This is a genomic window from Nocardioides sp., assembly GCF_004803405.1.
In the GTDB taxonomy this organism is placed as follows: Bacteria; Actinomycetota; Actinomycetes; order Propionibacteriales; family Nocardioidaceae; genus Nocardioides; species Nocardioides vastitatis.
Window position 1 is genome coordinate 1 of the sequence record NZ_SSXI01000190.1, and the last position, 22528, is coordinate 22528.

At 70.7% G+C, this 22528-nt stretch carries 19 protein-coding genes and 1 tRNA gene; 6 read left to right on the forward strand and 14 right to left on the reverse strand.

Annotated features, from left to right (window positions below; all coding sequences use genetic code 11):
* Positions 1 to 210 precede the first annotated feature (210 nt).
* The 12 genes from E7Z54_RS13285 to E7Z54_RS13335 form a co-directional block, all read right to left on the reverse strand.
* Positions 211 to 283 (reverse strand) — tRNA-Ala (locus tag E7Z54_RS13285).
* Between the two features lie 108 nt (positions 284 to 391).
* The gene (locus tag E7Z54_RS13290) at positions 392 to 1018 is read right to left on the reverse strand and encodes a histidine phosphatase family protein (RefSeq protein WP_136434441.1); all 627 of its coding nucleotides are present in this window, start codon (positions 1016 to 1018) and stop codon (positions 392 to 394) included.
* Positions 1019 to 1020: 2 nt separating this feature from the next.
* Entirely contained in the window at positions 1021 to 1470 is a 450-nt protein-coding gene (gene rsfS, locus E7Z54_RS13295; protein WP_136434443.1) for a ribosome silencing factor, read from the reverse strand.
* Between the two features lie 12 nt (positions 1471 to 1482).
* Entirely contained in the window at positions 1483 to 2226 is a 744-nt protein-coding gene (gene nadD, locus E7Z54_RS13300; RefSeq protein WP_276606228.1) for a nicotinate-nucleotide adenylyltransferase, read from the reverse strand.
* Entirely contained in the window at positions 2204 to 2368 is a 165-nt protein-coding gene (locus tag E7Z54_RS23265) for a hypothetical protein (RefSeq protein WP_168798320.1), read from the reverse strand. Before E7Z54_RS23265 ends, nadD begins: the two co-directional genes overlap by 23 nt.
* 103 nt (positions 2369 to 2471) lie before the next feature.
* Entirely contained in the window at positions 2472 to 2933 is a 462-nt protein-coding gene (locus E7Z54_RS13305) for a VTT domain-containing protein (protein WP_136434447.1), read from the reverse strand.
* Positions 2930 to 3604 carry a CDP-alcohol phosphatidyltransferase family protein gene (locus tag E7Z54_RS13310; RefSeq protein WP_136434449.1) on the reverse strand — a complete coding sequence of 225 codons (675 nt, stop codon included), beginning with the start codon at positions 3602 to 3604 and terminating at the stop codon, positions 2930 to 2932. Before E7Z54_RS13310 ends, E7Z54_RS13305 begins: the two co-directional genes overlap by 4 nt.
* Before the next feature lie 55 nt (positions 3605 to 3659).
* Complete coding sequence (locus tag E7Z54_RS13315; protein ID WP_136434451.1) at positions 3660 to 4910, reverse strand: glutamate-5-semialdehyde dehydrogenase; 1251 nt, start codon at positions 4908 to 4910, stop codon at positions 3660 to 3662.
* An 83-nt stretch (positions 4911 to 4993) separates the two neighbouring features.
* Positions 4994 to 5956, reverse strand: coding sequence for an electron transfer flavoprotein subunit alpha/FixB family protein (locus tag E7Z54_RS13320; RefSeq protein ID WP_136434453.1), 963 nt, complete (start codon positions 5954 to 5956; stop codon positions 4994 to 4996).
* 27 nt (positions 5957 to 5983) lie between these two features.
* Positions 5984 to 6757 (reverse strand): electron transfer flavoprotein subunit beta/FixA family protein, encoded by a 774-nt coding sequence (locus E7Z54_RS13325; RefSeq protein WP_240769669.1) that lies wholly within the window; start codon positions 6755 to 6757, stop codon positions 5984 to 5986.
* Positions 6758 to 6946: 189 nt separating this feature from the next.
* Complete coding sequence (locus E7Z54_RS13330) at positions 6947 to 7294, reverse strand: hypothetical protein (RefSeq protein ID WP_240769670.1); 348 nt, start codon at positions 7292 to 7294, stop codon at positions 6947 to 6949.
* A gap of 5 nt (positions 7295 to 7299) precedes the next feature.
* The gene (locus E7Z54_RS13335; RefSeq protein ID WP_136434457.1) at positions 7300 to 8082 is read right to left on the reverse strand and encodes an enoyl-CoA hydratase/isomerase family protein; all 783 of its coding nucleotides are present in this window, start codon (positions 8080 to 8082) and stop codon (positions 7300 to 7302) included.
* Between the two features lie 123 nt (positions 8083 to 8205).
* On the opposite strand from E7Z54_RS13335, the gene glgX reads away from it, so the two are divergent.
* Positions 8206 to 10386, forward strand: a complete 2181-nt coding sequence (gene glgX / locus E7Z54_RS13340) for a glycogen debranching protein GlgX (protein ID WP_240769671.1) — start codon at positions 8206 to 8208, stop codon at positions 10384 to 10386.
* A gap of 19 nt (positions 10387 to 10405) precedes the next feature.
* Here glgX and glgP read toward each other — a convergent pair whose 3' ends face one another.
* Positions 10406 to 13000: an alpha-glucan family phosphorylase gene (gene glgP / locus E7Z54_RS13345; protein ID WP_136434460.1), complete on the reverse strand. Its 2595-nt coding sequence runs from the start codon at positions 12998 to 13000 to the stop codon at positions 10406 to 10408.
* Between the two features lie 199 nt (positions 13001 to 13199).
* Here glgP and E7Z54_RS13350 point away from each other — a divergent pair, with 199 nt between their 5' ends.
* From E7Z54_RS13350 to glgB, 5 genes are all read left to right on the forward strand, one after another.
* A complete protein-coding gene (locus E7Z54_RS13350) occupies positions 13200 to 14426 on the forward strand; it encodes a molybdopterin molybdotransferase MoeA (protein ID WP_136434462.1) in 1227 nt (408 codons plus the stop codon).
* A 161-nt stretch (positions 14427 to 14587) separates the two neighbouring features.
* The gene (locus tag E7Z54_RS13355) at positions 14588 to 16618 is read left to right on the forward strand and encodes an alpha-1,4-glucan--maltose-1-phosphate maltosyltransferase (RefSeq protein WP_136434464.1); all 2031 of its coding nucleotides are present in this window, start codon (positions 14588 to 14590) and stop codon (positions 16616 to 16618) included.
* Positions 16615 to 18357 (forward strand): maltose alpha-D-glucosyltransferase, encoded by a 1743-nt coding sequence (treS, locus tag E7Z54_RS13360; protein WP_136434466.1) that lies wholly within the window; start codon positions 16615 to 16617, stop codon positions 18355 to 18357. Before E7Z54_RS13355 ends, treS begins: the two co-directional genes overlap by 4 nt.
* Positions 18357 to 19721 (forward strand): maltokinase N-terminal cap-like domain-containing protein, encoded by a 1365-nt coding sequence (locus tag E7Z54_RS13365; RefSeq protein ID WP_136434468.1) that lies wholly within the window; start codon positions 18357 to 18359, stop codon positions 19719 to 19721. Before treS ends, E7Z54_RS13365 begins: the two co-directional genes overlap by 1 nt.
* A 71-nt stretch (positions 19722 to 19792) precedes the next feature.
* Positions 19793 to 21736 (forward strand): 1,4-alpha-glucan branching protein GlgB, encoded by a 1944-nt coding sequence (gene glgB / locus E7Z54_RS13370; protein ID WP_136434470.1) that lies wholly within the window; start codon positions 19793 to 19795, stop codon positions 21734 to 21736.
* A gap of 19 nt (positions 21737 to 21755) precedes the next feature.
* Here the strand turns inward: glgB and E7Z54_RS23270 are convergent.
* Positions 21756 to 22528: hypothetical protein (locus tag E7Z54_RS23270; protein ID WP_168798321.1), on the reverse strand; the 773-nt coding region annotated here is incomplete at its 5' end.

Consider the following 22528-nt stretch of genomic DNA (forward strand, 5'->3'; position numbering starts at 1 on the left):
CTTTTCACCGGGGTGGTCCCGATCACCGCCGCGGTCGGCGGGGTCGCACTCGGCGGCGAGATCCCCGGCCCGCTGGTGTGGCTCGGCACGGGCGTCGTCGCCGCGGGCGTCGCGCTCGGCCTGCGGGCGGCAGCGGACGAGGGGGCGTGAGGACTTAGCACCGAGCCCGGAAATGGCCGAAGGCCGACCCTCGGGTCGGCCTTCGATCGGTGGAGCTGAGGGGACTCGAACCCCTGACCCTCTGCATGCCATGCAGATGCGCTACCAGCTGCGCCACAGCCCCATTCGGTTGTCGCGCCCCGCCACCAGGCGAAGCAACCTGCGGAATACTAGCCAACGCCGGTGACCGAGGTGAAATCCGGGGGGCGTCGACCCGCACCGTGCTCCGCGATCACGCGACAACCGCGGCCGGAAAGTTGTAGGACTCCAGCGCCCACTGGCCCGGCCGTTGCTCCACGAGATCGATCCGGCTGCAGTTCTCCAGGGGGCGCAGGTCGTGCGCGGTACGCGTGGGCCAGCCGAGGAAGGCGACCAGCCCGAGCCGGGTCGACGCGCCGTGGGAGACGACGACCGCGGTCTCCCCCGCCGCGAGCTCGGCGACCAGGTCGCGCAGCGCGTCGACGAAGCGCGCCGCCACCTCGGCGACCGACTCCGCACCGGGGATGCCGTCCCACTCGTCACGGTGGAAGCGCTCGTGCGCCTCCGCCGAGCGGGCCTCGAGCTCGGCATGGGTCAGTCCCTGGTACTCGCCCAGCGCGAACTCCCGCAGCCTCTGGTCGTACGACGCCGTCAGCCCGCACTCCTTCGCGACCTCGTCGGCGGTCTGCCGGGCGCGCGCGAGGTCGCTGGACCACAGCAGCGCCGGCTCGAGCGCGGCGAGAGCCGGGGCGACTGCGCGGGCCTGCGCGATGCCGACGTCGTCGAGCTCCGGGTCGAGCTGACCCTGGATCCGCCTGGCGGCGTTCCACGCCGTGCGGCCGTGGCGGAGCAGCACGATCCGCCGGGACTGGTCGGGCACGGCTACTCGGGCGCCGGACGGTCGCCCACGGCGCCGTCAGGCCCGTCGGCCCGGTCGCCCCGGTCGGCCCGATCGGTGCCGACAGGACCGTGCGCGCCGTCGGGCAGCTCGATGCCGGGACAGTCACGCCACAGCCGCTCGAGGGCGTAGAACTGACGCTCCTCGGTGTGCTGGACGTGGATCACGACGTCGCCGTAGTCGAGCAGCACCCAACGGCCGTCGCGATGCCCCTCGCGGCGGATCGGCTTGGCGCCGAGCTCGCGGAGCTTGTCCTCGACCTCCTCCACGATCGCGCGCACCTGGCGGTCGTTGGCACCGGAGGCGAGCAGGAAGGCGTCGGTGATGGCGAGCTGCTCGCTCACGTCGAACGCGAGCAGGTCGGTGGCGAGCTTGTCGGCTGCGGCGAGCGACGCGGCGCGCACCAGCTCGACGGCATGGTCAGTGGCAGTCATGGGTCTCCGTGGTCAGGAAGTGGGATCGAAGGGGTCGGCGGTGCGCGGCAGCGCGTCGGTGGGTGCCGGTGGCGGGCTCGTCGGCCCGGTCGGGCCGGAGACACGCTCGCCGGTTCCGGGGCCGTACAACCCGTGCTTGGTGATGTACTGCACGACGCCGTCAGGGACGAGGTACCAGATCGGCTGGCCCGCGCTCTGGCGTTGGCGGCACTCGGTCGAGGAGATGGCCAGGGCCGGGACCTCCACCATGGTGACCCGGTCGTGCGGGATCCTCGACAGGGTGTCGGGGTCCATGTCCGAGCCCGGTCGGGTGCAGCCGACGAAGTGGGCGAGCTCGAAGAGCTCGTCGGCGTCGCGCCAGCTGAAGATGTCGGTGAGCGCGTCAGCGCCGGTGATGAAGTAGAGGTCGGCCTCGGGTCGCTGGGCGTGGAGATCGCGCAGGGTGTCCTTGGTGAAGGTCGGGCCGTCGCGGTCGATGTCGACCCGGCTGACGGTGAACCGTGGATTGGCCGCGGTCGCGACCACCGTCATCAGGTAGCGGTGCTCGGCGGGCGAGACCCGGCGCTCGGTCTTCTGCCAGGGCTGTCCGGTGGGCACGAAGACGACCTCGTCGAGGTCGAACCAGCCCTGGACCTCCGACGCGGCGACCAGGTGGCCGTGGTGGATCGGGTCGAACGTGCCGCCCATCACGCCGAGGCGGAGGCGACGTCCTTCCGACCCGGGCACGGAGCGCTCAGCTGTGCTCGCGGCCGCCACCGAACCAGATCAGGCCCAGCAGCATGAGCAGCAGGACGGCCAGGGTGCCTCCGCCGATGAACCACGGGTTGACGGCAGGCTCACCGTGCTCCTCGGCGGCGCGAACGACGGCGAGGGCGGTCAGGCTGATCTGGCTGAGCATGGCCGCATGCTACCGAATGCCTCGACCGGGGGTGCGGCCGGCCGGCACTGCGGGACGGAGGCCGTGCCGCTCGCCCCGCCTCGAGGACGTGCTCGGCCGGCCATCAGTGAACGGCGAGGTCGACGCCCATGAACAACAGCGTGAACCGGATCGAGCGGCCCAGGAACACGGTGGGGACGAAGGCCCACAGGGGCATCTTGAGCAGCCCGCCGACCGCGGCCATCACCAGCAGCGGCGGGACACCGACCGAGGCCGCCACGAACATGACGGCGACGGCGTACCAGGGTCGCCCCCGCATCCGCTCGACCCATCTCTGGTAGCCCTCCTTGACCTTGGGCTTGGCGAGCTTCCTCTGCGCCCAGCGCGAGTCGATCCCGCGGCGGGCCGCTTCGTACCAGACGAGCTTGCCGATGGTCGCGCCGGCACCGGCCGCGACGCCGAGCGAGATCGCGGTCGCGGTGCCGCCCTCGGCCGCGCCGGCCGCGATGATGTAGGCCTCCATCGGGAGGAACGGGAGCAGCGCGGAGACGACGCTGACGGCGAACGTCGAGAACCAGAGGATCATGCTGCCGAGGGCCGACCGGTCGCAGCTCCCCCGGGGACGGGGCGCTCGGGGACGGGCAGCCCGAGCTGGAGCAGCCAGCGCAGGGACACGCACTTCAGCACGAGCAGCGCGACCGCGATGATCAGGCCCAGCCACCACCACCCGGTGACCAGCAGCAGGATCGCGAACAGCCCGGAGTTGGCGGCCTTGCCGAGCCGGGACCAGTTCCAGAGGTAGATCCGGCGGTCGATGACGTAGAAGTAGTTGGGGCTGCGGATCGGCCAGGCGAGGTAGGCCAGCGACAGGAACATGTCGACGACCATGAACTCGAACAGGTACACCGCCACCGGGATGGCGATCAGCTCCATCGGCTCGTCCCCGAAGAACGGGGTGGGCTGGAGCCAGGCCAGTCCGATGTAGAAGGCGCCGCAGCTGAGCCGGTCGCAGATCATGTCGATCAGCCCGCCCATGCGGGTCTCACAGTCGAAACGGCGTGCCCACTCACCGTCCAGGGTGTCGCCGACCCAGTAGGTCACCAGACCCGCGACGAGCAGGGTCAGGCTGCCGTCGTAGGCACCCCACAGCGAGAGCACGAGCGTCGCCACCGTGCGCACGAAGGTGATGATGGTGGCCCCGGTGAAGAGCCTTTCAGCGGACGGATCGGCGTAGATCCGCTCCCGGGAGCCTGCCATGCGCGCAACCTATCGCGGGGAGATGACGGTTCCGCGCACCAGTACCGGATCGGCGCTATCGCACGTGCCCGTCGCCGATCACGACGTACTTCGTCGAGGTCATCTCGGGCAGCCCCATCGGCCCGCGGGCGTGGAGCTTCTGGGTGCTGATGCCGATCTCCGCGCCGAAGCCGAACTCGCCGCCGTCGGTGAACCGGGTGGAGGCGTTGACCAGGACGGCGGCGGAGTCCACCTCCGCGACGAACCGTCGCGCCGCACCCTGGTCCTCGGTGAGGATCGCGTCGGAGTGACCGCTCGACCACTGCCGGATGTGCTCCAGGGCGGTGTCGAGGTCGGGTACGACGCGGGCAGCGATGTCGAGGGAGAGGTACTCCGTCGCCCAGTCGTCGTCGGTGGCGGGGACGACGCCCTCGTAGGACGCGAACGCGGCGTCGCCGTGGATCGTGACCTGCTCGTCCTGGAGCGCCCTGACCACGCGCGGCAGGAACTCGTCGGCGACGTCGGCGTGGACCAGCAGCGACTCGGCGGCGTTGCACACGCTGGTGCGGTGGGTCTTCGCGTTGAGCACGACGCGCAGGGCCTTGTCGAGGTCGGCCCGGCTGTCGACGTACACGTGGCAGTTGCCGACGCCGGTCTCGATGACCGGGACGGTCGACTCGTCGACGACGGACTGGATGAGGCCGGCTCCCCCGCGTGGGATCAGCACGTCGACGTGCCCGCGGGCCTGCATCAGGACCTTCACACTCTCGTGGCTGTCGCCGGGGACCATCTGCACGATGTCTGGCTCCAGTCCGGACGCCTCGACCGCGTCGCGCAGCACCGCGACGATCGCGGCGTTGCTCGAGCGGGCCGACGAGCTGCCGCGGAGCAGCACGGCGTTGCCCGACTTGAGGCAGATGCCGGCGGCGTCGGCGGTGACGTTCGGCCGGGCCTCGTAGATCATGCCGACCACGCCGAACGGGACCCGGACCTGACGCAGCTCCAGCCCGTTGGCCAGCACGCTGCCGCGGACCACCTCGCCGACCGGGTCGGCGAGGCCGGCCACGTCACGGAGGCCCTGCGCCATGCCCTCCAGGCGCTCCCGGGTCAGCCGGAGCCGGTCGATGATGTTCGCCGGGCTGCCGCCGGCCTCGGCGCGCGCGACGTCCTCGGCGTTCCCCGCCAGGACCTCGTCTCCGCGTGTCAGCAGCGCCTCGGCCATGGCGTGCAGGGTGGTGTCCTTCTGGGCCCGCGTGGCCAGGGCGAGCCCGCGGGCCGCGACCCGGGCGCGAGTCGCGGCGGCGAGGACGTCGTCGGTGATGCTCACACCGCAAGGTTAGATCGCGAACGCCCCGCCCGGATCACCGGACGGGGCGCTCGACGACGCGAGGACGCGCTCAGGCTCTCGGGTCAGCCCTTGCGCTTCTCGATCTCCGCGGCCACGGCCGGCAGGACCGAGTGGAGGTCACCGACGACACCGAAGTCGACGAGCTCGAAGATCGGCGCCTCCTCGTCCTTGTTGACCGCCACGATGGTCTTCGAGGTCTGCATGCCGGCGCGGTGCTGGATCGCACCGGAGATGCCGTTGGCCACGTAGAGCTGCGGCGACACCGTCTTGCCGGTCTGGCCGACCTGGAAGGTGTGCGGCTTCCAGCCGGAGTCGACCGCGGCACGCGAGGCACCCACGGCGGCGCCGAGGGCGTCGGCGAGGGCCTCGACCGCGGTGAAGTCACCACCGGTGCCGCGACCACCGGAGACCACGATCGCGGCCTCGGTGAGCTCGGGGCGGCCGGTGGCCTGGCGCGGCTGGGAGGCCACGATCTGCGCGGTCTTGGCGGCCTCGGAGATGGTGGCCGCGAACTCCTCGACCGCGCCGGCGGCAGCGCCCTCCTCGGGCGCGGCGGCGTTGGGCTTGACCGTGATGATCGGCGTGCCCTTGGTGACCTTCGCGTCGACCGTGAAGTTGCCGGCGAACACCGACTGGGTGGTACGGATCTCGCCACCCTCGAAGGTCACGTCGACGGCGTCGGTGATCAGGCCGGAGGCGAGCTTGATGGCCAGGCGCCCGGCGATCTCCTTGCCCTCGGCGGAGGACGGGATGAGGATCGCGGCCGGCGAGGTCTTCTCGGCGAGCTGCTGCAGCGCCTCGGCCTTGGGCGCCACGAGATAGCCCTTGATCTCCGCGTCGTCGACGACGTAGACCTTCTCCGCGCCGTAGGCCTTCACGGCCTCGGCGACGGCGCCGGCCTGGGCCGAGCCGCCGATGAAGACGGCGGACGGCTCGCCGATGCGCTTGGCGATCGCCAGGAGCTCGTAGGTGGGCTTGCGGACTGAACCGTCGACGTGGTCGACGAGAACCAAAACTTCGGACATGTCTTCAGTTCCTCGATTCCAGGCTTCTCAGATGAACTTCTTCGACGCGAGGAACTCGACCAGCGCAGTGGCGCCCGATCCGTCCTCGTCCTTGACGATCTCGCCGGCGGTCCGCGGCGGGCGCTCGGTGACGGACTCGACCTTGGTCCACGCGGCCTCGAGGCCCACCTCACCCGGCTCGACGCCGAGGTCAGTCAGGGCGAGGGTCTCCAGCGGCTTCTTCTTCGCCGCCATGATGCCCTTGAAGGACGGGTAGCGCGCCTCGCCCGACTGGTCGGTCACGGAGAGGACGAGGGGAAGGGTGCCGCCGACGACCTCGGTCGCGGTGTCGCCGTCACGCTTGATCCGGACCTGGTCGCCCTGGGTCTCCACGACCGAGGCCAGCGTGACCTGGGGCAGGTTGAGCCGCTCCGCCAGCATCGCGGGGACCACGCTCATGCTGCCGTCGGTGGACGCGAGGCCGCCGATGATCAGCTCGGGCACACCGATCTTCTCGATCGCCTTGGCGAGCACCAAAGAGGTCGCGACGGCGTCCGAGCCGGCGATCGCGTCGTCCTGCACGTGAACGGCCTTGTCGGCGCCCATCTGGAGGGCCTTGCGGACGGCGGTCTCCGCCTCGGGCGGGCCCACGGTCAGCGCGGTGACGGTGATCTCCTCGTCGGCCCGCTTCTCCTTGATCTGGAGGGCCTGCTCGACCGCGTACTCGTCGAGCTCGGAGAGGAGCCCGTCGACCCCGACGCGGTCGACGGTGTTGTCCGCCTCGAACTTCCGGTCTGCGGTCGCGTCGGGTACGTACTTCACAAGGACGACAATGTTGGAGAGTGTCATGGTTGTGGCCGGACCGGCCCCTTCCTGTGCATCGTGAGCCCTGACCGGAAGCCCGGGCAGGGAACAGCTGTGGTCCGTAGAGGACAGCGTTGGGCAGGTTACCGCCCGGTTCAGTACCGCGGAATCCGCAGCCGCGTGGAGTAACTCACACCGAGGCGCACGTCACGGACGAAGCAGCCGCTCGAGGACCCGCCCGAGCACGAGGTACACGACGGCGGCGATGCCGTAGTTGAAGAGTGCCGTCTTCACTTTGGCGTTCGGAGCGCTGAAGTCCTTGACCGGGTTCCCCAGGTCGAAGAACCCCAGGTCGAACACGTCGGCCAGGTCCCGCACCAGGATGACCAGCCCGTTGTCCTCGTTGGCCTCGAGCGCGAAGCTGAACGCCGCGACCGCCAGGATCAGGGCGAGCACCATGCAGACGACCCACACGGCGCGCGCCGCGATGTCGCGCGCCCGGGCCGCGTTCAGCGACCTGGTCGGCGCCGACGCGTCGGTCTCCTTGTCCGCCACTGCCCTTACCGCCCTTCGAAGGTGGCCTTGCCCGGCCCGTTCTCGATGAAGGATTGCATGCCCGCGGCCCGGTCGTGCGTCGCGAACGCCGCGGCGAAGTGCTGGCGCTCGATCTGGAGGCCGGTCTCGATGTCCGCCTCGAGGCCCCGGTCGACCGCCTCCTTGACTGCGCGGAGGGCGTAGGGCGCAGCCGTGGCGAACTGGGCCGCCCACGTCACGGCCTCCGGATAGACGTCGTCAGCCGGCAGGACGCGGTCGACGAGCCCGATGGCCAGCGCCTCGTCCGCCTTGACGAAGCGGCCGCTGAAGAGCAGCTCCTTGGCCCTGCTGGGGCCGATCAGACGCGGCAGCCGCTGGGTGCCGCCCGCGCCGGGGATGATGCCGAGGAGGACCTCCGGCTGGCCGAGGACCGCATTCTCGGCAGCGAACCGGACATCGGCGGCGAGCGCGAGCTCGCAACCACCTCCCAGGGCATAGCCGTTCACGGCCGCGACCACGGGCTTGGGGATCCGGGCGATCGCGTTCACCGCGCCCTGGAGCGCATCGACCCGGTCGACCATGTCCGTGTAGGACATCGTCGACATCTCCTTGACGTCGTTGCCGGCCGCGAAGACCCGCGGTCCTCCCCAGACCACGACGGCGCGCACGTCCTTGCGCGCGGTCGCCTCGGCCGCGACCAGGGTCAGCTCGTCCTGCACCTGGAGGCTGATCGCGTTCATCTTGGGTCGATCGAGCCGGATCGTCCCGACGCCGTCCGCGACTTCAAGGCGGACGAACTCGCTGCTCATCTGGTACCTCTCCAAAGTGCTCGGTCACTGCGGCTGACTCGGGGTCGAGCTCCGACAGCGCATTGTGCCGGTTCCCAGGCCGGTGCGTCACGGCGGAACCAGTGGCCGGGCACAATGGACCGGGTGACCCCTGTGCTGTGGCGCTCCTTCGGTGACCGTGCCCCCGTCTGGCCCGGACGGAACTGGCCGCTCGGCGCGACGTGGACACCGGAGTCGACGAACTTCGCCGTCCACGCCCCGAACGCGACCGCCGTCTGGCTGTGCATCTTCGACGACGAGGGGGGCGAGAAGCGGCACCAGTTCACCGAGCAGTCGCTCGGCATCTGGCACGGCGCGCTCCCGGGCATCGCCCCCGGCACCGCCTACGGCTACCGCGTCGACGGGCCGTGGGACCCCGAGCAGGGGCTGCGGTTCAACCCCAACAAGCTCCTGCTCGACCCCTACGGCCTCGCCGTGTCGGGCACGATCACCCCCGGCATCGACCTCCTGGGCTACGACCCCGACGACCCGGAACAGCCGAGTGACATCGACTCGGCACACGCCACCGCGCGCAGCGTGGTCGTCGCACCGCTCTTCGACTGGGAGGGCGACACCCCGATGCGGCGGCGCTGGCGAGACACCGTCGTCTACGAGCTCCACGTCAAGGGCTTCACCGCGCGCAACGAGCAGATCCCCGAGGACCTGCGCGGCACCTACGCCGGCCTCGCCCACCCTGCGGCCATCGACTACCTGCGCGACCTGGGCGTCACCGCCGTGGAGCTGCTGCCCACCCACCAGTTCTTCTCCGAGCCGCTGCTGCTGGAGCGCGGCCTGACCAACTACTGGGGCTACAACTCGCTCTGCTACTTCGCGCCCCACGGCGACTACAGCGCCGCCGGTGACCGGGGACAGCAGGTCACCGAGTTCAAGTCGATGGTCAAGGCGCTGCACCGCGCCGGCATCGAGGTGATTCTCGACGTGGTCTACAACCACACCGCCGAGGCCGGTCCGATGGGGCCGACGCTGTCGTTCCGCGGCTTCGACGACCGCGGGTTCTACCGACGCGTCCCTCCCACCCAGGGCGCGCCCGACGGGCCGTTCGGGCCGTACGACGACACGTACTGGGACGTCACCGGCTGCGGCAACACCGTGAACTCCGAATCCCCCCAGGCGCTGCGGCTGATCCTCGACTCGCTGCGCTACTGGGTGACCGAGATGCACGTCGACGGCTTCCGCTTCGACCTGATGTCGGCACTGACCAGAACCGGCACCGAGGTCGACATGGCCTGCAAGCTGCTCACCGCCATCGGGCAGGACCCGGTCCTGCGGCACGCCAAGCTGATCGCCGAGCCCTGGGACGTCTCGATGGACGGCTACCTGGTCGGGCGGATGCCTCCCCCGTGGGTGGAGTGGAACGACCAGTACCGGGACACGCTGCGCGACTTCTGGCGCGGCCAGACCCACGGCGTGCGGACCGTCGCGACCCGACTCGCCGGTTCCTCCGACCTCTACGCCGACGACGGGCGCTCGGCGTACAACTCGGTCAACTTCGTCACGGCGCACGACGGCTTCACGGTGCGCGACCTGGTGTCCTACGACCACAAGCACAACGAGGCCAACGGCGAGGACAACCGCGACGGGTCGGACAACAACCGGTCGTGGAACCACGGCGTCGAGGGCGAGACCGACGATCCGGGGATCGCCGCGCTGCGCCGTCGTCAGGCCGCCAACATCATGCTCACCCTCTGCCTGTCCAACGGCGTGCCGATGCTGACGGCCGGTGACGAGAAGGGGCGGACCCAGGGCGGCAACAACAACGCCTACTGCCAGGACAACGAGATCTCCTGGTTCGACTGGGGCACCGACGACGCCTGGCTCGACGTCTACGACGTGGTCAAGAAGGCACTGCGCCTGCGGCAACAGCACGCGACGCTGACCCAGCGCAACTGGTTCGAGGGACGGCCGACCATGGTCGGCGGCCCCAAGGACCTCGCCTGGCTGCATCCGTCCGGTCGCGAGATGACCGGGGACGACTGGCACGACGGCTCCCTGCAGACCGTCGGCATGTTCCTGTCGGGCAAGCCGCTGCGTGAGCCGGGGCCACGCGGCGAGCAGCTCGTCGACGCGTCGTTCCTGCTGTGGTTCCACGCCGGTGACCAGACGGTCGACGTGCACCTGCCGGAGAACGACTGGGTGACCCGCGGCGAGGTCGTCCTGACCACGGACCCGGACCAGCCCACCGGCAAGCCGGTCGACATCGGCGGGCACCTGACCCTGGGGCCCCGCTGCGTCGTCGTGCTGCAGGAGGTCGAGCAGTCGGCTTGAGGCCCGCCCCGGTCCGCTGTCAGGCCGAGGCGACGACGCCGAGCTCTGCGGGCGCGACCAGCAGCGGGTGGGTCGGCACCACCCGGACCGTGTAGCCGAAGGGACCGGACCGGCCCAGCTCGACCTGGCCGTCGAAGCGGTGCCGCCCACCGTCGTAGGACTCCGCGAGGTCGAGCGGAGTGAGCCGTGACTCGACGATCACGTCCTCGGCGTCGACCCGTCCGTGGACGAGCTGCACCGCGACATCGCCGGGCGAGAGCTCGCCGAGCGCGACGTAGGCGCGGACGGTCATCACCGCACCGACCTCGGCGGCGTCGCCGACCCCCTCGGCCTCGACATGCTCGACCCGGACGCTCGGCCAGCCGGCACGCACCCGAGCCTTCCAGCCGGCGAGCCCGCGGGCACCGGCCGCGTCGGCGCCGAGCGCGCGGGTGTTGTGGGCGGCCGGCGCGTAGAGCTGGCCGACGTAGTCGCGGACCATCCGGGTGGCGAGCACCTTGGGACCGAGCGAGGACCAGGTATGGCGCAGCATCTCGACCCAGCGCAGCGGCACGCCGTCGGCGTCACGGTCGTAGAACCGCGGCGCGACCTCCTGCTCGATCAGGTCGTAGAGCGCGGCAGCCTCCAGGTCGTCCCGCTTGTCGGAGTAGTCCTCGAGCCCGTCGGCGGACGGGATCGGCCAGCCGAACTCCGGCTCGTACCACTCGTCCCACCATCCGTCGAGGATGGACAGGTTGAGGCCGCCGTTGAGAGCGGCCTTCATGCCCGAGGTGCCGCACGCCTCGTAGGGGCGCAGCGGGTTGTTGAGCCACACGTCGCAGCCCGGGTAGAGCGGCAGGGCGAGTCCGATGTCGTAGTTGGGCAGGAACACGATCCGGTGCCGGACGTCCTCGGCATCGGCGAACCTGACCAGCTCCTGAATCAGTCGCTTGCCGCCGTCGTCGGCCGGATGCGCCTTCCCCGCGATGACCAGCTGGACCGGGCGCTCGGGATGGAGGAGCAGCGCCTTGAGCCGCTCCGGGTCGCGCAGCATCAGCGTCAGCCGCTTGTACGACGGCACCCGGCGGGCGAAGCCGATGGTCAGCACGTCCGGGTCGAGCGCCTCGTCGATCCAGCCGAGCTCGCCCGCCGTGGCGCCACGCTTCTCCCAGCACTTGCGCACCCGGCGGCGGGCGTCCTCGACCAGCCGCTCGCGCAGCAGTCGCTTGGTCGACCAGACCTCGGCGGCCGGCACCTTCTCCAGCGCCGCCCAGAACGCCTCGGTGTCGTCGTCCTCCGGGTCGGCGCCCTGCCGGGACGCCATCGCGATCACCTCACGGGCGACCCAGGTCGGCGCGTGCACGCCGTTGGTGATCGAGGTGATCGGCACCTCGGCCTCGTCGAAGGCCGGCCACAGCCCGTTGAACATCCCGCGGCTGACCTGGCCGTGCAGCTGGGAGACGCCGTTCGCGCGCTGCGCGAGCCGGAATCCCATCACGGCCATGTTGAAGACTCCAGGGTCGCCGCCCGCATAGTCCTCCGTGCCCAGCCTCAGGACCTCGTCGACCGGGACGCCGGGCGTCGCGCCCCGGTCCCCGAAGTACTGCTCGACCAGCGTGCACGGGAACCGGTCGATGCCGGCCGGGACAGGGGTGTGCGTGGTGAAGACGGTCGACGCGCGCCCGACCTCCAGCGCCGTGGCGACGTCGAGCTGCGGCCCGGACGGGTCGGCGGTGAGCTCGCGGATCCGCTCGATACCGAGGAATCCCGCGTGGCCCTCGTTGGTGTGGAACACCTCCGGCGCGGCGGCGCCGGTGATGCGGGAGAAGGCGCGGAGGGCACGCACGCCACCGACTCCGAGCAGCAGCTCCTGACGGAGCCGGTGCTCGGTGTTGCCGCCGTACAGCCGGTCGGTGATCTCGATGTAGTGGTCGGGGTTGCCCTCGACGTCGGTGTCGAGCAGCAGCAGCGGCACCCGGCCCACCGCCGCCACCCAGATCCTGGCGAGCAGGTCGGGCCCGTCGGGCATCCGGATCGAGATCGTGGCTCGCGTGCCGTCGGACTCGAGCAGCTGTGAGAGCGGCAGTCCGTCCGGATCGAGCACCGGGTAGCTCTCGAGCTGCCAGCCCTCGTGGGAGAGCGCCTGCTTGAAGTACCCGTGCCGGTAGAGCAGGCCGACGCCGACGATCGGCACACCCAGGTCGCTGGCCGTCTTGAGGTGGTCGCCGGCGAGGATGCCGAGGCCGCCGGAGTACTGCGGCAGCACCGCCGTGATGCCGAACTCGGGTGAGAAGTAGGCCACCGACCGCGGCCACGTCAGGTCCGGACGCTCGTCCCGGGCGCGCTGGTACCAGCGATCCTCCGAGAGGTACGCCGTCAGGTCGGCCCGCGCCTCCCCGACCCGACGCACGAACGACTCGTCGGCCGCGAGCTGCCGCCAGCGCTCACCCGGCACCTCACCGAGCAGCCGCACCGGATCGTGACCGGTGCTGCGCCACAGCTCCGGGTCCACCGCGGCGAACAGGTCCTGGGTCGGCGGGTGCCACGACCACCTCAGGTTGGAGGCGAGCTCGCCGAGGGCGGCAAGCGCGTCGGGAAGGACGGGGCGGACCGTGAACCGCCGGATCGCACGCATGGGTCGACGGTAGCCAACTCCGCTTGAACGTTCCAAGCAACCCCGGCGCGCCGCACCCGCGTAACGAACACCGAACGGCCGAAGTTGAAGCCTGCTGACGGGCGGGGTGGGTCATGGGGGCCGCCTCGCCCGTCCCCCGTCCATTGTGGGCATCGCTCCGCGACGGTACGCACCGTCCACCGGCCCTAGGCTGCTCCCGATGAGCACCGCATCCCTTCGCTCCGTGGCCGAGCACCAGCGCCACGTGACAGCCCTCGTCGCCCCGGCCGGCGCGCTCGGCACGGAGCAGGTGGCCACGGACCGGGCCCGTGGGCGGGTCCTCGCGTCGGCCGTGGTCGCGCCGGAGCCGCTCCCCTCGTTCGACAACTCCGCGATGGACGGCTACGCCGTGCGCGCCGCCGACCTCGCATCCGCGTCAGCCGAGCATCCGGTCAGACTGCCCGTCGCGGGCGACCTCCCGGCCGGGGCGGCGCTCGGCCGGCTCGAGCCGGGAACCGCCCTCCGGATCATGACCGGCGCCCCGGTCCCTCACGGCGCCGATGCGATCGTCGAGGTCGAGGCCACCGACGGCGGGACCGAGATCGTCGAGATCCGTGCCGCCCCGGAGCCCGGCCGGTTCGTCCGCACGGCCGGGAGCGACGTCGGGCCCGGACAGGAGATGCTGGCCGCCGGGACCGTGCTGGGCCCGGCCCAGCTCGGGGTGCTGGCCGCGCTGGGCGTCGCCGAGGTCGTCGTGCATCGACGGCCGAGGGTGCTGGTCTGCTCGACCGGCTCCGAGCTGTCCGAGAACCCCGAGCCCGGTTCGGGCACCATCCGCGACGCCAACGGAGCCCTTCTCGCTGCGGCCGTCGAGGACGCCGGTGGGGTCGCCGTGCGCAGGCTGTGGGTCGCCGACGATGTCCCGGCCTTCCTCGCGCTCCTGGAGTCCGAGCTCGCCCACGGAGACGTCGACCTGGTCCTCACCTCGGGCGGGGTGAGCGCCGGCGCCTACGAGGTGGTCAAGGACGGGCTCGGGCCACGGGGCGTCGAGTTCGTGAAGGTCGCGATGCAGCCGGGCATGCCGCAGGGCTCGGGGCGCTTCGCCGGCGTCCCCGTGGTCTGCCTGCCGGGGAACCCGGTCAGCGCGCTGACGTCGTACGAGGTCTTCGTCCGGCCCGCGCTGCGGCGGGCGCTCGGCCACCCCCGGCCGTCGCGCCCGGTCGTCCGGGCCGCACTGACCGAGGCACTCACCCCTCTGCCGAGCAAGCGACAGCTGCGCCGGGCGCGGCTCGACCGTGATGCCGGGACGGTGACGCCGTGGGGCCCGCCGGGCTCCGGCTTCCTCGGCTGGTTCGCCGGAGCCGACGCGCTCATCGACCTCCCGCCCGACGGGCACCCGCTTCGGCGAGGCGACCTCGTGGACGTGTGGGACCTCACCACCGGCTGACGCTCGGCCGCCGCCGGTCGAGGAGGTTGCGCCGCAACCCCCGCCGATCGACGGGCGATTTCCTCGATCTACGGGAGATTCCTGGGCTGTGGGACCTCACTACGGGTGACGCGCCGGACGACACCTTGCAGTCCCTTGATCCTCCCCTGTTGGGTGGGGTCATGGTCGGACGCATCCCTGTCATCGATGTGATGCCCATCGTGGAGGCCGGACCGTCGTACGGACGGCTTCCCGCGAAGGCCGCTGTCGGCGAGCCGTTCCCCGTCAGTGCCACCGTGTTCCGCGAAGGCCACGACCGGCTCGGTGCGGAGGTGGTGCTGATCGCACCCGACGGCACGCGCAGACCGCCCGTGCGGATGACGGCCCTGCCGACGATCGACCGGCACACCGTCGACCGTCACCAGGCATGGGTGACGCCCGACGCGATGGGCGCCTGGACGTTCGAGATCCACGCGTGGTCGGACCCGGTCGCCACCTGGCAGCACGCCGCCGGGATCAAGATCCGCGCCGGCCTGGACGTGGAGCTGATGTTCGCAGAGGGCCGACTGCTGCTCGAGCGGATCGTCGCGGCCGGCACCCTCACCCCCGACGAGCTCGGCGTGGTCAAGGCCGCGATCACGGCGTCCGGCGACGCGAGGCGTCCGGTCGCGGCGCGGCTCGCCCAGCTGGAGTCTCCGGACCTACGTGCCGTGCTGATCGCCCATCCGCTACGCGACCTGCTGACGGTCGAGGGACCGTTCCCCGTGTTCGTCGACCGGCCCAGGGCCCTGTTCTCCAGCTGGTACGAGCTGTTCCCCCGCTCCGAGGGCGCCCACCTGGACCCGAAGACCGGGGAGCTCGTCAGCGGCAACTTCCGCACCGCCGCCGAGCGGCTGCCCGCCGTGGCGCGGATGGGATTCGACGTCGTCTACCTCCCGCCGATCCACCCGATCGGTGAGGTCAACCGCAAGGGGCCGAACAACGCGGTGCTCCCGGACGGCGAGCCCACCCCCGCGGACTGGGCGGGCTCCCCCTGGGCGATCGGCAGCAAGTACGGCGGCCACGACGCCGTCCACCCCGACCTCGGCACCCTCGAGGACTTCGAGGCGTTCGTCGCGAGCGCGCGCGAGCTGGGCATGGAGGTCGCGCTCGACCTGGCCCTCCAGTGCGCGCCCGACCATCCCTGGGTCACCGAGCACCCCGAGTGGTTCACGACCCGCGCCGACGGCTCGATCGCCTATGCCGAGAACCCGCCGAAGAAGTACCAGGACATCTACCCGGTCAACTTCGACAACGACCCCGACGGCATCTCCGCCGAGGTGCTCCGCATCGTGCGGCACTGGATGGCACACGGCGTGCGGATCTTCCGTGTCGACAACCCCCACACCAAGCCGGTCGCGTTCTGGCAGTGGCTGCTGGCGGAGGTCCGACGCACCGACCCCGACGTGCTGTTCCTGTCCGAGGCCTTCACGAAGCCGCCGATGCTGCAGACGCTCGGCGCGGTGGGCTTCCACCAGTCCTACACGTACTTCACGTGGCGCACGGAGAAGGAGGAGGTGGAGGAGTACCTCCGCGAGGTGGCGACGGAGTCGGCCCATCGGGTGCGGCCGAACTTCTTCGTCAACACCCCCGACATCCTCCACGAGTTCCTCCAGTACGGCGGCCCGCCGGCGTTCAAGATCCGTGCCGTGCTGGCGGCGATGTCGTCCCCGAACTGGGGCATGTACGCGGGCTACGAGCTGTTCGAGCACGTCGCCGTGCGCCCCGGCAGCGAGGAGTACCTCGACTCGGAGAAGTACCAGATCCGCGTGCGGGACTGGGCGGCGTCCGAGTCCGACACGAGCGACACCAGCCTGGCGCCGTACGTCGCGAAGCTCAACGCCCTGCGACGCGGACACCCGTCCTTGCAGCTGCTCCGCAACCTCACCGTCCACCCCACCGACGAAGAGCACGTGATCTGCTTCAGCAAGGTCGCGGTCACCCCGGCCGGCACGACCGACCGGGTGATCGTCGTGCTCAACCTCGACCCGCACGGGGTCCGGGAGACGATGGTGCACGTCGACCTCCCTGCGCTCGGCCTGGCGCCGGGCAGCACGTTCACCGTTCGCGACGAGCTCAGCGGCGCGCAGTGGGCGTGGGGCGAGCACAACTACGTCAGGCTGGACCCGCACGTCGAGCCGGCCCACATCCTCGTCGTGAAGGGTCAGCGATGAGCGAGGAGGTCTCGGCGCTCTCGGCCACGCGCGCGCTCAACGACGAGCCCGATTGGTTCCGCACCGCGGTCTTCTACGAGGTGCTCGTCCGGTCGTTCCGCGACTCCAACGGCGACGGAACCGGGGACTTCAGGGGGCTCACCGAGAAGCTCGACTACCTCGAGTGGCTCGGGGTGGACTGCCTGTGGGTGCCACCGTTCTTCACCTCGCCCCTCCGTGACGGCGGATACGACGTCAGCGACTACACCGGGATCCTGCCCGAGGCGGGCACCGTCGAGGACTTCCAGCAGTTCCTCGACGAGGCACACAAGCGCGGCATCCGGGTGATCATCGACTTCGTCATGAACCACACGAGCGACCAGCACCCGTGGTTCCAGGCGTCGCGCGCCGATCCCGACGGGCCGTTCGGCGACTTCTACGTGTGGTCGGACACCGACGACCAGTACCAGGAGGCCCGGATCATCTTCGTCGACACCGAGCCGTCCAACTGGACCTGGGACCCGGTGCGTCAGCAGTACTACTGGCACCGGTTCTTCCACCACCAGCCGGACCTCAACTTCGACAACCCGTTGGTGCACGACGCCATCCTGGGCGCGCTCAAGTTCTGGCTCGACATGGGACTCGACGGGTTCCGCCTCGACGCCGTGCCCTACCTCTACGAGCGGCCCGGCACCAACGGCGAGAACCTCAAGGAGACTCACGAGTTCCTCAAGAAGGTCCGTTCCTACATCGACGACCACTACCCCGGCCGCGTGCTCCTGGCCGAGGCCAACCAGTGGCCGGCCGACGTCGTGGACTACTTCGGCGGCACCGAGGACCCGGAGAGCGGCGCACTGGTGGGCACCGAGTGCCACATGTGCTTCCACTTCCCCGTCATGCCACGCATCTTCATGGCGGTCCGGCGGGAGTCGCGTTTCCCCGTCTCGGAGATCCTCGACCAGACGCCGGCGATCCCCGAGGGGTGCCAGTGGGGCATCTTCCTGCGCAACCACGACGAGCTCACCCTGGAGATGGTCACCGACGAGGACCGTGACTACATGTGGGGTGAGTACGCCAAGGACCCGCGGATGAAGGCCAACATCGGCATCCGCCGGCGGCTCGCGCCCCTGCTCGACAACGACACCAACCAGATCGAGCTGTTCACGGCTCTGCTGCTCTCCCTCCCCGGCTCCCCCGTCCTCTACTACGGCGACGAGATCGGGATGGGCGACAACATCTGGCTCGGTGACCGCGACGGCGTACGGACGCCGATGCAATGGACACCGGACCGCAACGCCGGGTTCTCCTCGGCGACGCCCGGCAAGCTGCACCTGCCGCTCAACCAGGACCCGGTCTACGGCTACCAGCGGGTCAACGTCGAGGCCGAGCTCGAGAACCCCTCCTCGCTGCTGCACTGGACCCGGCGGATGATCCACATCCGTCGCAAGCACCACGCCTTCGGCCTGGGGACGTTCACCGACCTCGGCGGCTCGAACCCGACGGTGCTCTCCTATGTCCGGGAGTACACCGAGGGCGAGGCGGACGGGGACCTGATCCTCTGCGTCAACAACCTCTCGCGGTTCCCGCAGCCGGTGGAGCTCGACCTCCGGCGGTACGAGGGACGGGTGCCCGTCGAGCTGCTCGGCGGGGTGCCGTTCCCGCGGGTCGGCGAGCTCCCGTATCTCCTGACGCTCAGTGGGCACGGCTTCTACTGGTTCCGACTCACGGATCCCGACACGACGGGAAGGCCTGTTCTCTGATGTCTGCTGACACTGCCGACGACCATGTCGAGCACTCGCTGAGGGAGTTCCTCGGCCGGGCACGCTGGTTCGGAGGCAAGGGGCGCGAGCTCGAGGTGACCGACGTCCAGCGGCTCGGAGTGGTCGGCCCTCCGGACGCGACCGAGCCGCGGGTCGTCGTACATCTGGTCGAGGTGACCTACTCCGACGGGGACACCGAGCTCTACCAGGTCCCGCTGGCCTTCTACGCCGAGCCACAGGACCGGCTCGACCATGCCGTCGTCGGCCAGTGGACCGAGGACGGCATGGGCCAGGTCCTCGCGTACGACGCGACCCACGACCGGGCGGCGATGGCGCGCTACCTCGAGGCGTTCGGCGAGGAGGCCGACGGCGAGCTGACGTTCCGTCGGATGCAGGGTCACGACCTCGACCTGACCGCCCCGGGCACGTTGTTCAGCGGCGAGCAGTCCAACTCCTCGATCGCGTTCGGCGAGGACGCCATCCTCAAGGTGTTCCGCAAGATCACCCCCGGCGAGAACCCCGACATCACGACGCACAAGGTGCTGACGGAGGCCGGCTCGACTCACATCGCCAACCTCTACGGCTGGGTCGAGAGCGGTGACCTGCACCTGGCGATGCTCCAGCAGTTCCTGCGGACCGCCAGCGACGGCTGGGACATCGCGTTGGCGAGCGTCCGGGACCTGTTCGCCGAAGCCGACCTGCACGCCGAGGAGGTCGGCGGGGACTTCGCGGCCGAGGCGGCGCGACTCGGCACCGCCCTGAAGGAGGTGCACGAGCAGCTCCGGATCTCCTTCCCGACCGGGACGGCGTCCGCAGTCGACATCGTCGAGGGCATGAAGGGGCGGCTCCACGCAGCCGTCGAGATCGTCCCGGACCTCCAGCAGTACGTCGAGGGCGTGGTCGCCGTCTTCGACGCGGTCGACGACCTCGGGGAGATCCCCGTGCAACGGATCCACGGCGACCTGCACCTGGGCCAGACCCTGCGCACCGTGCTGGGCTGGAAGCTGGTCGACTTCGAGGGCGAGCCGGCCAAGCCACTGTCGGAGCGGCTGCTGCCCGACGCGCCCTGGCGCGACGTCGCCGGCATGACCCGCTCCTTCGACTACGCCCCGCACGCGGTCGCGGAGTCGATGCCCGAGGACGACCCCGACGTGATCGCCCAGCGCGCCCATCGAGCCGACGAGTGGGCCCGCCGCAACCGCAAGGCTTTCCTGTCGGCGTACTGCGGGGAGCTCGCGGAGACGGACCGGACGCTGCTCACGGCGTACGTCCTCGACAAGGCGGTCTACGAGTGTGTCTACGAGGCGCGCAACCGGCCGACCTGGCTGCCGATCCCGCTGGCCGCGTTCCCGCGGATGATCTGACCGCCCTCAGCGGTCGGCGCCGAAGCCGGCGCGGGCTGGGCTTCGCGCGTTCGCTCGTTAGACTCCAGAAGATGCCGCCCCTTGAGAGCAGCACCTTCCCGTCCACCCTCGGCGAGGTCGACCTCCACCTCGTCAGCGAGGGCCGCCACGAGCAGCTCTGGGAGGTGCTCGGCGCTCACGTCCGCACACTTCCGGATCCCTCGTCCGGAGAGCGCGTCACGGGTACGTCCTTCGTCGTCTGGGCTCCCAACGCGAGGCACGTCGCCGTCACGGGGGACTTCAACGCCTGGGACGGCAACGCCCACCCGATGCGTCTGCTCGACGGATCCGGCCTCTGGGAGGCGTTCGTCCCGGGTGTGACGTCGGGCGCGAACTACCAGTTCGTCGTCCAGGGCGCCGACGGGGTGTGGCGCCACAAGGCCGACCCCCTCGCGTTCTACGCAGAGACTCCCCCGGCGACCGCCTCCCGGGTGTTCGAGAGCAAGCACGTGTGGGGCGACGCCGAGTGGCTCGAGCAGCGCGCCACCAAGCAGCCGGTCAACGAGCCGATGGCGACCTACGAGCTGCACCTCGGCTCGTGGAAGCGCCACCCCGACGGATCGTTCTGGAGCTACGACGAGCTCGCAGCTGACCTGCCGGCGTACCTCTCCGACCTCGGGTTCACCCATGTCGAGCTGATGCCGGTCATGCAGCACCCCTACGGCGGCTCGTGGGGGTACCACGTGACGTCGTACTTCGCGCCCGACGCGAGGTACGGCGACCCCGACGGCTTCCGCCGGCTCGTGGACGCCCTGCACCAGGCGGGCATCGCGGTGATCCTCGACTGGGTCCCCGGGCACTTCGCGACCGACGCCTGGGCGTTGCCGCTGTTCGACGGCACCCCGCTCTACGAGCACCCCGACCCGCAGCGCGGCTGGCACGCCGAGTGGGGATCCCACATCTTCAACTTCGCCCGGTTCGAGGTGCGGAACTTCCTGGTCGCCAACGCGCTCTACTGGCTCGAGGAGTTCCACGTCGACGGGCTGCGCGTCGACGGCGTCGCTTCGATGCTCTACCTCGACTACGGCCGCAACGACGGCGAGTGGACGCCCAACCAGCACGGCGGCAACGAGCACCTCGAGGCGGTCCAGTTCCTCCAGGAGCTCAACGCCACCGCCTACAAGCGGGTCCCCGGCATCGTCACCATCGCCGAGGAGTCGACCGCCTGGCCGGGCGTCACCGGCGCCACCTCCGGCGGGGGCCTGGGATTCGGCTTCAAGTGGAACATGGGGTGGATGCACGACAGCCTGAACTACCTCCAGCACGAGCCGATCCATCGCGCCTACCACCACGGCGAGATGTCGTTCTCGCTCGTGTACGCGTTCTCGGAGAACTACGTGCTGCCGCTCAGCCACGACGAGGTGGTGCACGGCAAGGGCTCGCTGCTGCGCAAGATGCCCGGAGACCGTTGGCAGCAGCTCGCGAACCTCCGCGCCTACCTCGCCTACATGTGGGCGCACCCCGGCAAGCAGCTGCTGATGATGGGCTGCGAGTTCGGCCAGGAGTCGGAGTGGGCCGAGGCCCGCGAGCTCGACTGGTGGCTGCTCCAGAAGCCCGACCATCGCGGCATGCAGGACTTCGTGCGGGACCTCAACCATCGTTACCGCGACACCCCGGCGCTGTGGAGGCGCGACAACGACCCCGCGGGGTTCGCGTGGATCGACGCGCAGGACGCCGGGCACAACGTGTTCTCGTTCGTGCGGCGGGCACCCGGTGAGCCCGACCTCGTGTGCGTCAGCAACTTCGCGGCGATCCCTCACGACTACCGCTTGGGGCTCCCCGCCGCCGGCGCCTGGACCGAGGCGCTCAACACCGACGCCTCGTCGTACGGCGGCAGCGGCGTGGGGAACCTCGGGACCGTGCGGGCACACCCGGCCGGACCGCTCGAGGCGAACGCGCCCGGCGGCAGCCCGGCGTACGCCGAGCTGGTGCTGCCGCCGCTGGCCACCCTGTGGCTGCGCGCGCCGGAGTCCTGACCTGCGCCCGCGGCCGATGTCAGTCGGCGGGCCGCTCGCGGATCGCGATCGCGTCCAGCGCCGACGGGCACACGTCCGCGAGCATGTCTCCCAGCCGGGCGGCGTCGTGGTCGTCCTGGCGGCTCGCCACGACGAAGCACGACATCATGGCGCCGTCGCCTTCGAAGTGCACGGTCGCACCCCGCTGTGAGGCGTCCTCGCAGGTCCAGGCCGCCGCGGCGCCGGCGACGGCGAGGTCCGTGCACGTCACGTCGTCCTGATCGTCCTTCGCCAGGTCCTGGTTCTGCTTCCAGCTGCTGATCAGCTCCTCGTCGGTGGTCACCTGCACCGCCAACCACGTGAACGGCCCGGAGCCGGTCCCGCCCGCGGCCTTGGGCGACCACTCGCAGCCGTCCAGCCGGGTGACCGTGTCGCCCTGTTCGCCGGTGACCTGGTCGGTCCAGACGGTGTTCGAGTGCCCCAACGACGTCATCGTCCGTCCCTTCACGAAGCGGTGCTCCTCTGCCGGCTCGTCCCCTCCGAACGCGGTGTCCCTGACCACGTCCACCAGGTCGGCGCACATCGCGCCGGTGCGGAAGCCGACCAGCACCGGCTCCGGCGCCTCGTCACGGGTGAGGAGGACGGCGACCGCACCGCCGGCGACCACCGCGGTGCCGGTCGCGGCGGCGATGAAGGCCTTCGTGGTGAGGACCGCGCCGCCCTTGCCGGTGCCGGCGACCGCTGCGGCGGACCCCAGGCCCGTGGAGCCGACGCCCATCGTCACCAGGCCCGCGACGGCTGGGGCCACGAGTG

What these genes read in the sequence shown, in the direction of transcription:
- rsfS (WP_136434443.1), bottom strand. Translation starts at nt 1,470, where the DNA reads ATGACTGCCACTGACCATGCCGTCGAGCTGGTGCGCGCCGCGTCGCTC.
- E7Z54_RS23265 (WP_168798320.1), bottom strand. Translation starts at nt 2,368, where the DNA reads ATGCTCAGCCAGATCAGCCTGACCGCCCTCGCCGTCGTTCGCGCCGCC.
- E7Z54_RS13305 (WP_136434447.1), bottom strand. Translation starts at nt 2,933, where the DNA reads ATGATCCTCTGGTTCTCGACGTTCGCCGTCAGCGTCGTCTCCGCGCTG.
- E7Z54_RS13310 (WP_136434449.1), bottom strand. Translation starts at nt 3,604, where the DNA reads ATGGCAGGCTCCCGGGAGCGGATCTACGCCGATCCGTCCGCTGAAAGG.
- E7Z54_RS13320 (WP_136434453.1), bottom strand. Translation starts at nt 5,956, where the DNA reads ATGTCCGAAGTTTTGGTTCTCGTCGACCACGTCGACGGTTCAGTCCGC.
- E7Z54_RS13335 (WP_136434457.1), bottom strand. Translation starts at nt 8,082, where the DNA reads ATGAGCAGCGAGTTCGTCCGCCTTGAAGTCGCGGACGGCGTCGGGACG.
- glgP (WP_136434460.1), bottom strand. Translation starts at nt 13,000, where the DNA reads ATGCGTGCGATCCGGCGGTTCACGGTCCGCCCCGTCCTTCCCGACGCG.
- E7Z54_RS13350 (WP_136434462.1), top strand. Translation starts at nt 13,200, where the DNA reads ATGAGCACCGCATCCCTTCGCTCCGTGGCCGAGCACCAGCGCCACGTG.
- E7Z54_RS13355 (WP_136434464.1), top strand. Translation starts at nt 14,588, where the DNA reads ATGGTCGGACGCATCCCTGTCATCGATGTGATGCCCATCGTGGAGGCC.
- treS (WP_136434466.1), top strand. Translation starts at nt 16,615, where the DNA reads ATGAGCGAGGAGGTCTCGGCGCTCTCGGCCACGCGCGCGCTCAACGAC.
- E7Z54_RS13365 (WP_136434468.1), top strand. Translation starts at nt 18,357, where the DNA reads ATGTCTGCTGACACTGCCGACGACCATGTCGAGCACTCGCTGAGGGAG.
- glgB (WP_136434470.1), top strand. Translation starts at nt 19,793, where the DNA reads ATGCCGCCCCTTGAGAGCAGCACCTTCCCGTCCACCCTCGGCGAGGTC.